Raw genomic sequence first — 14,197 nt, 5'->3', positions numbered from 1 at the left:
TTTAATCATCCTCAAATTTTGGATTGTCATTACGGAAATGGAAAATAATCTCCCAATCACCTTGCTTAAATATTCTAAAATCTAGTCCTAGATTGGCGCGTTCACGAACCCCATTCCTTGCCATTCTCGAATAAGCAAATTCTACTCTTGCATGATCTCCATTGACATAATCTGTCCGGTAATTGGTTAATGGAATAGGATATGCGACATCATATTGTACATATTCTGTATTTACAGTTTTATTAAATCCGTGAACCAATAAATCCCATTTGGTTTCATTGAATTTCAATGGATTAATAAATGTACCGTCTTTGGCCATAAACTTAAACCGCAGATTGTTCCCGTTTCCACCTTCAAATTTTCGAATATACACCACAATATCTTTCCGCTCTGAATTATTCTCTAATCTTCGTTCCGTTTGTTCACCAATTAAATTTGTACTAATCCATGCTGGAATAATATAATCTTGTTTACTTGGATCTTTAGGACTTTTCGGGTCTGGAGCGACTCCTCCTGTATACGGATTAATATCGGTTGAAGGAGAATAATCGCGTTGGAACCATGGTATTAATTGAAAATCCTTTAAAATCTTGGATCCACCTGTATTCGTTATTTTTATATCAAAAAATCGAATATCCTGAGTTTTTAATACCGTATCTACTGGTCTTGGTGCGATTAATTCATTGGAAGAGGACCCCCATAGAATAATTCTTCCTAATGAATCTATTTCTAAAAGAGATTTATTCACCAATTTTCGCTTGGCCTCAATTTCTGCTAAAGAATTTTCCAAACCATCATATTCCGTAATCCACTCGTAAGTCGGTACCTTTTGGAAAAGATCAGTAACGGGTCTTCCATCACCATATCGAGCGTTGATAATTTCAAATTTTAGTGGTAATGTTGAATTATTTGGATTTAATGTACTAAACAGGTTAGTACGACCTAAAATAGGCTCTAACACTAAATTATCATATTTTATTTCGTCACTAATAAAGTCTCGATCTTCAGGAAGATTATAGATATCTGTACATGATCCAAGTAATCCATAACTGGCCAGCAGAATACCCATAAATCGTAAGCTATTTTTAATTTTCATAATTTATCATCTGCTTTAGGGTTAATCATTTGATTTATAATTCATGCTCCAATCCGCTAATTGGAATAAATTCCCATTACGTAATCTCAACACTGTCAATCGGTAATGTTTATACGGTACCGTATTATTAATCCAGAACACGCGTTGTTGGAACCTTCCTGTAAACTGTTCACCAGCTCTGGAATCTAAAGTCGTCCAATTGCTTCCATCGTTTGAGCCCTGGATAATCCAATCAGCTGGATCTCGCTCAGGCGCATCATTAGCAGAAGTAAGGGTATAAGCATTCGAAATAGATGGTTCATTTAATTCTGCATTCATCCAAGCTGAACCAAAATCACCTAATAAGAATTTCGTTTCTGCATTACCATCGAATACATATTTAGATGCTTCAACTGCATTAGGACCATTTGAATGTTCTCTAGAAGTTGTAAATACCCCACCCACAACTTTAAATAAATTCGGCGGTGGCGGTATATAAGTTAAACGTGTTACGAAATCATTAAAACCAAATACATGGCTTGTATTTATTACGTGGATGATTCCGTTTTTTGCTTCAATGTTTATCGAAGAAGTATTCGCTGTTACCCAGTTTCTATTGAACTGACTATTTTTAGTGTCTGCAAATTCAATGATCTTTGGTCCTCCTTCTAAAAATCCAGCAGAATTGGCATTCACCAATTTCGCATTCATACGTCTACCATATTTGAAATCAAATATTCGAAGACCATCTTTAAATTCCATTGAATCACTTAAAAAGGCGCCTCTAATTATATAATTAGAAATCATCGTGTCTAATTGTTTAAGTTCAACATTAGATAAGTATTCTAATGGTTTATCCGCTTCCCTTCTCGTATTGTTTAAGTTTTCAATAGCAATTTGAAAGTTCTGGTTAGTTGGGGCAAAGAAAGTGAGGTTGGAGCTATCTTTTAATATTCCAATGTTTTCTGTGCGTTCTAAAACTTTTATTAGGGAGTCAAAGACACCCGGTTTACTTGCTAGGTATTCAGCGATTGTGCCGTCGAATTTTATTTTTTGAACACTTTGATCAAAGTATCCTTTATCTTTCGCACAAGAGCCAAAAATGACCAGTAGCAGGAAATAAAAATATGATGTATTTATTTTCATGACTTTACTAATTTATTTCCAGTATTCGTTTTGAATTAATTCCTTGTTCTCTGTGAGTACATTATTTGCTAAAGGCCAAAAAATTCCATTTTCCGCTATTAATTGTTTTAAGGAAGATTGTTCAGATTTTAATTTAGCCTGACGGATAAGATCATACCAACGATGTCCTTCACCCATCAACTCCCGATTACGTTCTTTAAAAATAGCATCCAACAATTCCCCATGTTGCTGAGAAGAATAATTGGTTAAACCTCTACGTTCTCTAAGCATGTTTAAGATGTTAATAGCCTCGGTTTGTTCTCCTAATGCCACAAGTGATTCCGCACGCAGTAAATACATATCTTCTAATCTTGTAAACACAGTAGCACTCGTATACATTCGGAAACTTGGATCAGTAACGCCACCCATAATGACTTTTATTTTACTAAAAATTGGATATTGTCCATTAAAATTTCGGAAGTAGTATTCTGTTGTTGGATTTCCGAGCGTATCAATGCTAAAACGCTGATCTGTAGGTTCATCGAAAAAAGACAATATTTTATCTTTTGGAAAGTACATGTCTGGTGTACTTTTATTTACTACCGGAGATGCTAAGGTTAATTCTTCAATATGTCCAGTAAATGAACCTTCCACATGCGCCCAAACATGGCCAAAAGCTAATAGATGGTTATTGTTTTTATCGTAGAAAAACCCATTAGGACTTTGTAAATTTTCTGTCTGTAACAAGCTTAAGCTACCTCTAGATTGATTGTCAAGGACAAATTTGCTATACGCAGCGGCATCAGGATAGTTTGCTTGCCAAGCAGAAAGATGTGCGAGTACAGCATAAGCCGTCAATTTTCTGGCTAATGCTCCATCCCAACGAGAAGCGGCTTCATTATAATAATTTCCTTGTTGTTGCTCATCATTTGAACTATACTTGTATGGAAGCATTGCCGCAGCTGCTCTTAATTCCAATTCTGCCCAAGCAAGTACTTTCTCTTGATTTTCTCTTATTTTACTTTCAAAACCACCTTCTTTAGAGGAAGTAATCAATGGTACATCTCCCCAAATTCGAACCATATAGAAATAGGCAAATGCGCGGAGAAACCTCGCTTGCGCAATATCAACTTCCATGTTATTATTGGTATAACGTGGGTCATTGTTTTTTACTTCTATTATTCGTTCGATAAAGATATTGGAAGCATTAATGACAGCGTACCACCTTCTCCAACTTTTAAGATCATTCATTACTCCAAATGAAGCATTTAAATCATTGTTGGAAATGGCTTTTAAATCTTGCCTTAAGGGAATAGAATAGTCACCTGAACGCACCTCTCCATAAAGCCAATGTGCATTGTGATCGTTCATTGCGGCCTTGGTAAGACCATATATACCCATTAATGCGGCTCTGGAATCCTCCATATTTAACCACATATTTTCTTCCGAAACAAGGCGAGAGGAATTCACATCCAGCATCTTTTTGCAGGAACCAAATAAAATGGTTAAAAGTAAAAGTATTATATAATTAATTTTCATGATTTCCTCACAGTTTAAGTTTAAATCCTAATGCAAAGGTTCTAGGCAATGGCATACTATAGCCATTATCATAACCTAAGTAATTGACTAACTCTGGATCTCTTCCCGAATATGAGCTCACGGTAAATAAATTATGGGCAGTTAAGTAGAGGTATAAATCTCCTCCTTTGCCTAATTTATTTTTTATAATGTCCTTCATATTATAGCCCAAACTAACCGTTCTTAATTTTAAAAATGATCCGTTTTCTAGGAATAATGTTTGATTCTCTTGGTATGGACTAACTGAACTCCAAGGGTTATAAAGGGGATATTTTTCATAATCTCCTCTTTTTTCCCAATAAGTGATTTCTTTGATGGAATTAATATTACTGGAGTTTTCATTTTCAATGAAGTTAAAACGATTAGCCATTTCTTGGTTAATGATCTTACGACCTAGGTTGAAATAGAAATTTAAATTAAGATCAAAGTTTTGATAAGCGATGTTATTGTTCCATGAACCAGATAATTTAGGGATGATGTTCCCTTTAAGCACTTTATCTTCTTTGGTGATTTTGTTATCTTTATTTGTATCAGCCCAAATAGGATCTCCAGCTTTTAGCGTAATGCCATTATAAGTCATTTTATCACCCGCTGCACCTGGAACTTCTTGATCTGTATTGTAGATGCCAGAATTTTCATATACCCAAAACGCATCGATTCGTTCGCCAATTTTTAACATTCTATTGCCAATTTCGACTTGTTCAAGGCCATTTGGTAAGGCTAGAAGTTTATTGTTGTTGACGCCTAATGTAAGCCCTGAGTTCCATTTCAAAATGTTATTGGACACAAGATCTGCACTCACACTAAGGTCTAAACCGATATTACGAACATCCATACCGCTCGCATATTCGTATTGGTACCCAAACTCTTTCTTGCCTGGCAATAACACTAATTGTTCTTTGTTATCTCGGATATAGGCATCTAAACCTAGTTGAATATTATGTTCCTTGAAACCTAAATCAACACCAATATTTGCCTGATCTAAATAAGACCAAGGAATATCATAACCTACCCATCCAACATCATATGGACGAACTAGAACTGCAAAACCATTATAGCCAGGTAATGTAGCATTACCAGTATAACCAATGGCTGAAGTGTAACTAGGTCCTTGTGAATAGTTGTCATAAACATTGTAAACGCCCAATCGACCAGCACTAGCACGAATGCCGAAATTGCTAATATGATCTTCATCCTGGAATAATGCTTTTTTACCATTCCATCCTAAGGATAGGCTAGGGGAGAAAAACCAGCGAGAAGTTGGTTGCGCATTAGACGAACCATCATAGCGTAAGGTTACATCGGCTGTATAAATCCCGTCGTAGGTATAAGATGCTTTTCCATGGAAATTTACCATATTGTGTTTGGTCCTATCCAAAAATTTATAAACTAATTGTCTTGGAAAAGCTGTAGGATTCAAATAATTATCATTTCTAGGATTAGATTCTAATAAGTTAATTTTAATAAAATCATTAACTCCTTTAAATGCATACGCGTAATTATATTTATAACTATCCCAAATTAAGCTGTTTCCTAATTCAAAAAAGAAATAATTGGCCCCATCTTCGATATCATAGTTCAATTTATTATTAACTATCATTCGTTGATTGTATCCATAATAATTGGAAGCGAAATTATTATTTTCTAAAATGGTACTTGGATAAAAAATATCCCGGTAACCTTCATTATAGTCTATACCAAATTGACCTGTATAGCTAAATCTGTCGAATTTTAGACCTAATTTGAAAAATCCTTCTAATACATTATTGAAGTTATTATCAAAACTTTTGTCGAATTCATTCAAGTACGACCCATAAACATCTTTATTTGGAGCAAGAGGAGCACTTAAATCTGGTAAATAGCCCATCATTGCAAAACGATTTCTCAGGTTTTTATTACGATCCCGATTCAACTTAGAACCATTGACCATGGTTTCGAAATTTAGCCATTTGAAAGGTGTCAATGTTAAATAGAATCGTGCATTGTATTTATCTAGTTTCGTAGCATCAGCAACTCCACTAGAACGAACATTACCTAAAGAAAACTGAAAACTAGCTTTCTCACCGCCTCCTATTATATTGGCATTGATACCATGATTTGCAGCTGCTCCATAATAATGATCGGTCCAGTTCGATGGTCCATAATAATTATTATTTAAGGAATCACTTAAGTAAATAGGGTATACATCATCATCATTATACCGTCCATTGCTGGTGTACAAATCATAAAACTGATTTCGGAAAGCATTTTCGTATGCCCCATTGATGGTGGTCACCGATGGTCTAGCCGACATGCCTAAGTAACTATTGATCGTGATAATCTTTTGTTGATTTCTTGGTTTACGTTTTGAAGTAATTTCAATAACACCATTTGCCGCTAAGGGACCATAAATGGACATGGTCGAAGCGTCTTTCAAAACGCGAATACTTTCGATATTATCGATTTCAAAATTCGCTAGTAAATTCGTTTCTGGTCCAATGCGTTCGATATCATAGTTTTGAATGTCAAATGCAAATGGATGATCACCAATTAACGGAACCCCATCAATTACGACAAGGGGTTGTGTACCATAAATATCTCTGGTACTCATTAATGGTTTACTCAATCCTCGAATAAACATGGGCATGTTGCTGCCTGATTCTCCAGTAGGTTCGCTGACATGAACACCTGGTAATTCCCCTTTAATAAATTGCTGAAGACCATTCCCCGTTACTAGACTCGTGTTTTTCATGGATTTTATTCCATTAAATTTAGGCAAGTTGAACTCGTAAACAGCTTTCACTCCAAAGGTAGAATCAGTTTTTGCCGTATCCTGGTAGGCGACGTTGTGGTAGCTGAGCTTGATAGCATAGGTGTTTCCTGAGGCTAACAGCATCAACATCATGAACGTTTTGAACTTCCATATTACACTCATAGTAATACTGATTTGATTTGGGTTAGTAATAATTTATAATGTTTAGTTTTTTAAAGCATACCTGCTTTATCAATTGATTTGCTGGTTAATAGCAGTTTTGTGCGTAAAAAATAGTTACATATACGTTTTTTTTATAGGTATATAAATCACTTATTCACCAGCGAAAAGAGGCTCTTTTGTTGGTAAAATCGTTTTAGCAATTCTTTCGTGAAAGGTACAGCCTAATCTTATAAGGCTATATTTTGGCTGTTTAATTTAAACTAGCTGACAGGGAATTTTTTGAGTAAATAATTTCTTTTCATAGGTGAACTGTTTAATTTGTTAATTAATGGTTTTTGTAAAATAAAATAGCTGCTAAGCTGTTTATATTGGTTTATAATTTCATTCGCACTTGTGTATTGCGACTTAACCTAATTTAAAAAAACTGGTTATTTTTTTTAAAAAGGTAGGGAATAGAATTTAAGCAACTGGCTCCGTCCATTCTCTTTTTCGCAAAAAAAAATCCAATGAAAGGTTATTTCATTAGATTATATCTACAAAGTAGTTCTTCAATTTGCTGTATCATCTTTTCTGTTTTAGTGTTTATTTTTCAATGGTTAAAACTAATTTATAAATTAAAAACGTTTTAGCAAACTTTTTTTAAAAAAAAATCCATTATCAATACAATTTAATTAAAAACTGTAATTGAATAACCTTGATTGTAACAGCTAAGATAAGCAGATAAGATAGTTACACTTTATTTAGTTCCCATGATAGGATCCTATTGATCTTATTTCCTTGATGCATTTGAGTAACTGTAATACCTTTAATGTTGTGGTATTCCAATACTGCCTTCAATGGTTTTAAATTTTCTTTGTTCGAAACTAATGAACTACAGATTCCAATTTGATCTTTTAATTGTATACTCTCACTAATAAGTTGAGTAATAAATTTCTTTTCACCACCAGTGCACCAAAGTTCATTCGAAAGTCCTTGGAAATTTGCATTAAAATTATCTTCTGTCTGGTGTAATTTTTTGTTTTTCTTGACTACCGTTGCTAAATAATCTTCTTTAGACTTGTAAAACGGCGGGTTACACATAATCGCATCAAAATACTCTCCAGGAAGAATAACCCCATTCAATATATGTTTTGGATTCTCCTGTTCGCGCAATTGAATAACTTTATCAAGACCAGGATTTCTGCTTAAAATTTTACCGGCATGAATTAATGAAGCTTGATGTACTTCGGTAGCGACAAATGACCATGGATAGGAGCGTGTACCCAAAATTGGATAAACCAAACTGCTACCTGTACCAATATCTAAAATTTTTATTTTTTTATTTTCCTTTGTCCCAATAAGGTCTGCTAAATAATGAATATAATTTAACCTTCCTGGAATTGATGGGCATAAACTTTGCTCCAAGATATCCCAACCTTTGATGTCAAATCCATATTCTATTAATGCTTTGTTCAAATAGAACACTGCTTCAGGATTAGAAAAATCAATTGATACACGTTTATCTGGTGTACTTTGAAGAAAATGTTTCAAATTAGGTACCTTTTTAACTAACCTGGTAAAATCATATTCTTGATTGAATTTATTTTTCGGGTGAAGATTTTTTAGTTTTTTTTCCATTATTTTATATAATCACAAAGATATCTATTAATAACGATATGATTGAATCAAATATACTATTGGTCTTACTTTTATTCTTCTTTATGGCGATGCTGTATGTGTTGAGTAAGCGTTTTCAGATATCCTATCCTATTTTTCTAGTCATTGGTGGTCTAATGATATCCTTAATTCCGGGTCTACCTGAATTTAGCATTAATCCCGATGTAGTATTTTTGCTGTTTTTACCTCCTTTATTATTTGAAGCTGCTTGGTACACTTCATGGACTATTTTTTGGAAAAACAGAAGATCCATTATGATAATGGGGTTCGGCTTAGTCTTTGTGACTTCATTAGCTGTTGCTTTTCTATCTATCCAACTTATTCCAGGATTTACCTTAGCGCTTGGCTTTCTATTAGGAGGAATCATATCTCCACCAGATGCTGTCGCTGCAACATCGGTTTTGGAAGATATCAATATTCCTAAAAAGGGAATTTCCTTATTGGAAGGGGAAAGTTTAGTAAATGATGCGGCCTCCTTAACCGTTTTCAGAATGGCTTTAGCCGTTATTCTTACGGGAACTTTTGCCTGGCAAGATGCGGTGCTCGGCTTTTTCACCTTGGCATTTATGGGAGTAGTTGTCGGATTAATAATAGCACATATTCTTTATTTGATTTTGCGATATATTGCCAAGTCCTCTAGCATTACCACTCCAATTACACTTATTGCACCTTATATTATGTATATCGTTGCAGAACATTTTGAATGGTCAGGGGTGTTGGCTGTAGTGGCTGGTGGTTTATTTTTATCTTTTCGGTCTAAAGATTATTTAGATTATCGTACCCGTATCCAAACTCGAGAAGTCTGGGATACTGTAGGTTTTTTATTAAATGGTTTTGTGTTTATTCTTATTGGACTAGAGCTTCCTATTATAATTGCTGGTATAGAATCGGTGTCTATGGACTGGGCGATCAAAGTAGCTTTGATAATTACGGCAGCGATTATTATTCTTAGAATTGCTTTTATCTATGTGGCGTTTTACTTTCCGCGAATTATTTTTGCGAAAATAAAGAAACGAGAAGGTAACCCTGGATGGAAGTTGCCTTTGATACTCGGATGGGCTGGCATGCGCGGTGTTGTATCTCTAGCCTCTGCTTTAGCTATTCCACTGGTACTAGCAAATGGTCAAGCATTTCCACATCGTAATTTAATTCTATTTATCACATTTGTGGTCATATTGATTACTCTAGTGTTGCAAGGCTTAACTTTGCCCACACTTATTAAAGCAGTGAAATTGGAAGGCAATTCCGAAGAATTACCCGAAGATGTGCAGTATGAAGCTATTCGGTATCGATTGGTTAAAGAAGAATTGGAGCTTATCAAAAATAAATATCCCCTTGAACTTGAACAAAGCAATACGGTGAAAGCGATTAACCTACAACTTAAAAGAAGATTAGAATCTAGCGCGACCACCTTAAGTAGCGAAGGAAAAATAAAGATGGCTAATGAAAAGGAGCTCTATAAAAGAATCATGCAAGATTTGATCGATGTCCGAAGAAAAGTTGTTTATGAATTGATGGATGAGCGAGCCTATGACGAAGAGGTTTTACGCGCTTTGGAACATAATTTAGATTTAGAAGAATCCAGGTTAAACCGTTCCTAATGGAGGAAAAAAATTATTTAGCGAATTATTGCTAATCTATCGTCATAATTCCTTCAGACCACATGTCACTTGCAAATTAAGAGCTCTCTTTTTATGCTCAAAGTTTCTACCATAGTTAGAAAACACTTTCCTAAGTGTCCCTCGCCCTGGAAAAGCTAAATAATTTGGTGTGGAAAGTAAAAGAATACAATATACTTAGTCTAGAGGTCGATGTCAACTGCATATAGGGGAATAATGAAATGGTTAATCCCATATAGTGATTCAGCGAAATTTGGTAACCTAATTCAGTATAAGACAAGTATAAGACAAGCGCATTTTAGGCGGATCTACTTTGGATCTCCATCGGATATCATACGGATCTGCATTGGAGTTTTCCGAAGGAGATCCAAATCATATCCAAAGATGATACCGGTTTGAATTGTTGAATTTCAGTATAACCTATTAGTTAATATAGAAGAGGTGTTTATCCTTTAATTTTTGAGTAGCGAATAAAAAAAAGGTCTTTAACCAGTGCGGTTAAAGACCTTTTATATAGCGTATTTGCTAGATTATCCTTTTTGACTGTCAATCCATTGACGAGCATTCACAAAAGCTTCTAACCAAGGAGAAACTTCGTCTTGACGACCTGCTGGGTAATTTGCCCAGTTCCATTGGAAAGTAGATCGTTCAATATGTGGCATAGTTACTAAATGACGACCTGACTTATCGCACATCATGGCTGTATTGAAATCAGATCCATTAGGATTATGCGGGTATTGTTCGTAAGCATATTTTCCTACGATTTGGTATTGATTTTCCGCTTGTGGTAAGTTGAATTTTCCTTCACCATGTGAAATCCAAACCCCCAATGTACTGCCAGCTAAACTAGAAAGCATGATGGAATTATTCGCTTGAATTTTTACTGAAACAAAATTAGATTCGTGTTTGTGCGAATTGTTATGAAGCATTTTTCCATGAACCTCATGGTCAGGATTGATTAATTCCAGTTCCATAAACAATTGACATCCATTACAGATACCTACCGAAAGTGTATCAGGACGAGCGAAGAATTTTTCCAAAGCTGTTTTTGCTTTTTCATTGTATAAAAAGGCACCTGCCCATCCTTTCGCAGAACCTAAAACATCCGAATTAGAAAAACCTCCTACAGCTCCAATAAATTGAATATCTTCCAAGGTTTCACGACCTGAGATTAAATCTGTCATATGGACATCTTTAACATCAAAGCCAGCTAAATACATCGCATTAGCCATTTCTCGTTCGGAATTAGATCCTTTTTCACGTAAAATTGCGGCTTTTGGACGATGAGCCCCAGCTACGAATGCTGGTTTTTTCCCTGTAAAATGGCTAGGAAAAGTATAAACCAAAGGTTGGTTTTTATAGTTTTTAAAACGCTCATCTGCAGTACCATTTTTAGATTGCTTTTGATCTAATAGGTAAGATGTTTTAAACCATGTATCTCGTATTTCTTCCACATTAAATTGGAAAGAGTCTTCAAAATTTTTGAAAGTAATTTGATTTCCTTCAATGACTTCTCCAATTTTAATTGCTTCGATTCCTGCTTCAGCAATACTTTTTTCAAATTCCTCGTTGTTTTTTGGCTGAAGGATGAGTGCAATATTTTCATTAAATAGTGCTTTTACCGAATCAGTTTCTTTAAGTTCGGTTAAATCGTAGTTTGCCGCAAGATTTACATCGGCAAAACACATTTCCAATAAACTAGTGATTAAGCCACCGGAACCAATATCATGGCCTGCTGCAAGTTGGTTAGATTTAATTAATGCTTGAATGGTATTAAATGCCTTTTTAAAATATCCGGCATCTTGTATAGTAGGGGCATCCTTACCAATTTGATTTCTAATTTGTGCAAAGGAAGATCCACCTAATTTAAATTGATCTTGTGATAAATTGATGTAATATATAGAACCGGCATCTTTTTTCAATACGGGTTCAAGCACTTTATTAATATCTGTACAATTTCCAGCAGCTGAAATAATAACTGTACCTGGGGCAATTACATGATTGCCATCAGGATATTTCTGTTTCATGGAAAGAGAATCTTTTCCTGTTGGAATATTGATTCCTAATTCAATGGCAAAATCTGAACATGCTTTTACGGCATCGTATAATCGTGCATCTTCTCCTTCATTATTACAAGCCCACATCCAGTTCGCTGATAGTGATATTCCTTTCAGTCCATCAATAATAGGTGCAAAAACTAGATTTGATAAGGACTCTGCAATTGCGTTGCGTGAACCTTTCGCCGGATCGATCAATGCAGTTAAAGGTGAATGACCTACCGTTGTAGCAATTCCTTCTGTTGATGTATAATCCAACGCCATCACTCCTACATTGTTTAAAGGTAGCTGCAATGGACCTACACATTGTTGTTTAGCAACACGTCCTCCAACACAACGATCCACTTTATTAGTTAACCAATCTTTACATGCTACTGCTTCTAATTGCAATACCTGATTAAGGTAGGTTGGAATATCTTGTTTTTGGTAGGAGACTTCTGCATATACACGGCCGATACGCTGATCATTCATGATGGTTTTTGGTGAAGAACCAAAGAAATCCGCTAAGTCATAATCCATCGGTTTTGCACCAGTTTTTTTAGAAGCAAAAGTGAATCTATGATCATTCGTAACATCACCAACCGTATACATTGGTGCACGTTCACGATCTGCAACAATTTTCAGTTTTTCTATGTCTTGTTCCGCAATAACTAGTCCCATACGTTCTTGGGATTCATTGCCAATAATTTCTTTTGCAGATAGGGTAGGGTCTCCAACAGGTAATTTATCCAAGTCAATTAATCCGCCTGTGTTTTCTACGAGTTCAGATAAACAATTTAAATGTCCGCCAGCGCCATGGTCATGGATAGAAACAATCGGGTTCTCATCACATTCAACAAATGCACGAATCGCATTGGCAGCTCTTTTTTGCATTTCCGGGTTTGACCGTTGAATGGCATTTAACTCAATACCTGAACCAAAGGCTCCTGTATCTGCAGAAGATACCGCAGCACCTCCCATACCAATACGGTAGTTTTCACCGCCTAAAATAACGATTTTGTCTCCTGCTTGAGGTTCATGTTTTTTTGCTTGACTCAGTTTACCATAGCCAATTCCACCAGCCTGCATGATCACTTTATCGTAACCTAATTTTCGACCATCTTCTTCGTGTTCAAAAGTAAGTACTGAACCCGTAATAAGCGGTTGGCCAAATTTATTTCCAAAATCTGAAGCACCGTTAGATGCCTTAATCAAGATATCCATAGGTGTTTGGTACAACCATTTACGTTCTTGCATGGCATTTTCCCAAGGTCTATCTTGCAATAATCTGGAATAAGCGGTCATGTATATGGCCGTTCCTGCAAGTGGCAAAGCCCCTTGTCCACCTGCCAAGCGGTCACGAATTTCACCTCCAGATCCAGTAGCTGCGCCAGCGAATGGCTCTACCGTAGTAGGGAAATTATGTGTTTCTGCTTTTACAGATATCACGGAGTCAAAAACTTTCTCCTCATAGAAATCTGGTTTATCAGCAGTTTTTGGTGCAAATTGGGTAACACGTGGACCTTTAACAAAGGCTACGTTATCTTTATAGGCAGAAACTATCGCATTTGGATTGGTTTCCGATGTTTTTTTAATGAGTTTGAATAGGGAACTTGGTTGTTCCTCTCCGTCGATGATGAATGTGCCATTAAATATCTTGTGTCTACAGTGTTCAGAATTGGCTTGTGAAAAAGCAAAAACCTCCGAATCGGTAAGTTTTCGACCAATTTTATGCGATAAATTGTTTAAATATTCCACTTCCTCCGCACTTAAAGCTAAGCCTTCTGATTGATTGTAAGCTTCAATATCTTCAATCTCAATAATGGGCTCAGGGGAAATATTTACCGTAAACATTTCCTGCGATAGGGCAGCAAACTTTTGAGAAATCATGGGGTCAAATTCCTGAAAATCTGCCGAAACAGGTTGGAATTCTTCAATGCGAACAATGCCTGAAACACCCATGTTTTGAGTGATTTCCACCGCATTGGTACTCCAAGGAGTAATCATCGCTGCGCGAGGCCCTATATAGCTTTCATGAATACTTTGCTCTTGCAAATGTTTAGCGTTGCCAAAAAGCCAGTTTAGTTTGGAGATATCGTCGGTTGATAAATCTTGTAGAGTTTGAACAGCATAACATGTGTTCGATTGGTTCACAAAGAAATGAATCATTATTAAAGTGAATTTTGAACGTCCT

At 35.7% G+C, this 14,197-nt stretch carries 7 protein-coding genes; 1 reads left to right on the top strand and 6 read right to left on the bottom strand.

The genetic code is table 11. The annotated features are described in order from the left end of the window. Position 1 precedes the first annotated feature (1 nt). The 5 genes from ACFRAE_RS01290 to rlmF all read right to left on the bottom strand — a co-directional run bounded on the left by ACFRAE_RS01290 (position 2) and on the right by rlmF (position 8,309). Positions 2-1,096 carry a DUF5007 domain-containing protein gene (locus ACFRAE_RS01290; RefSeq protein WP_422795302.1) on the bottom strand — a complete coding sequence of 365 codons (1,095 nt, stop codon included), beginning with the start codon at positions 1,094-1,096 and terminating at the stop codon, positions 2-4. Positions 1,097-1,117: 21 nt separating this feature from the next. Further along, complete coding sequence (locus tag ACFRAE_RS01285; RefSeq protein ID WP_422795301.1) at positions 1,118-2,221, bottom strand: fasciclin domain-containing protein; 1,104 nt, start codon at positions 2,219-2,221, stop codon at positions 1,118-1,120. A gap of 12 nt (positions 2,222-2,233) precedes the next feature. Next, positions 2,234-3,739 (bottom strand): RagB/SusD family nutrient uptake outer membrane protein, encoded by a 1,506-nt coding sequence (locus ACFRAE_RS01280; protein ID WP_422795300.1) that lies wholly within the window; start codon positions 3,737-3,739, stop codon positions 2,234-2,236. A 7-nt stretch (positions 3,740-3,746) separates the two neighbouring features. Continuing rightward, positions 3,747-6,692 carry a SusC/RagA family TonB-linked outer membrane protein gene (locus ACFRAE_RS01275; protein WP_422795299.1) on the bottom strand — a complete coding sequence of 982 codons (2,946 nt, stop codon included), beginning with the start codon at positions 6,690-6,692 and terminating at the stop codon, positions 3,747-3,749. A 729-nt stretch (positions 6,693-7,421) separates the two neighbouring features. Then, the gene (rlmF, locus tag ACFRAE_RS01270; RefSeq protein WP_422795298.1) at positions 7,422-8,309 is read right to left on the bottom strand and encodes a 23S rRNA (adenine(1618)-N(6))-methyltransferase RlmF; all 888 of its coding nucleotides are present in this window, start codon (positions 8,307-8,309) and stop codon (positions 7,422-7,424) included. A gap of 38 nt (positions 8,310-8,347) precedes the next feature. Between rlmF and ACFRAE_RS01265 the strand changes: the two genes are divergently transcribed. After that, the gene (locus tag ACFRAE_RS01265) at positions 8,348-9,949 is read left to right on the top strand and encodes a Na+/H+ antiporter (RefSeq protein WP_422795297.1); all 1,602 of its coding nucleotides are present in this window, start codon (positions 8,348-8,350) and stop codon (positions 9,947-9,949) included. 548 nt (positions 9,950-10,497) lie between these two features. On the opposite strand, the gene purL is transcribed toward ACFRAE_RS01265, so the two are convergent. Further along, positions 10,498-14,172 carry a phosphoribosylformylglycinamidine synthase gene (gene purL / locus ACFRAE_RS01260; RefSeq protein WP_422795296.1) on the bottom strand — a complete coding sequence of 1,225 codons (3,675 nt, stop codon included), beginning with the start codon at positions 14,170-14,172 and terminating at the stop codon, positions 10,498-10,500. Positions 14,173-14,197 lie beyond the last annotated feature (25 nt).

Source organism: Sphingobacterium sp. HJSM2_6, from assembly GCF_049316305.1.
Taxonomy (GTDB): domain Bacteria; phylum Bacteroidota; class Bacteroidia; order Sphingobacteriales; family Sphingobacteriaceae; genus Sphingobacterium.
The sequence above is the reverse complement of the archived record's forward strand: the minus strand, read 5'-3'. Positions and strand labels throughout refer to the sequence as shown.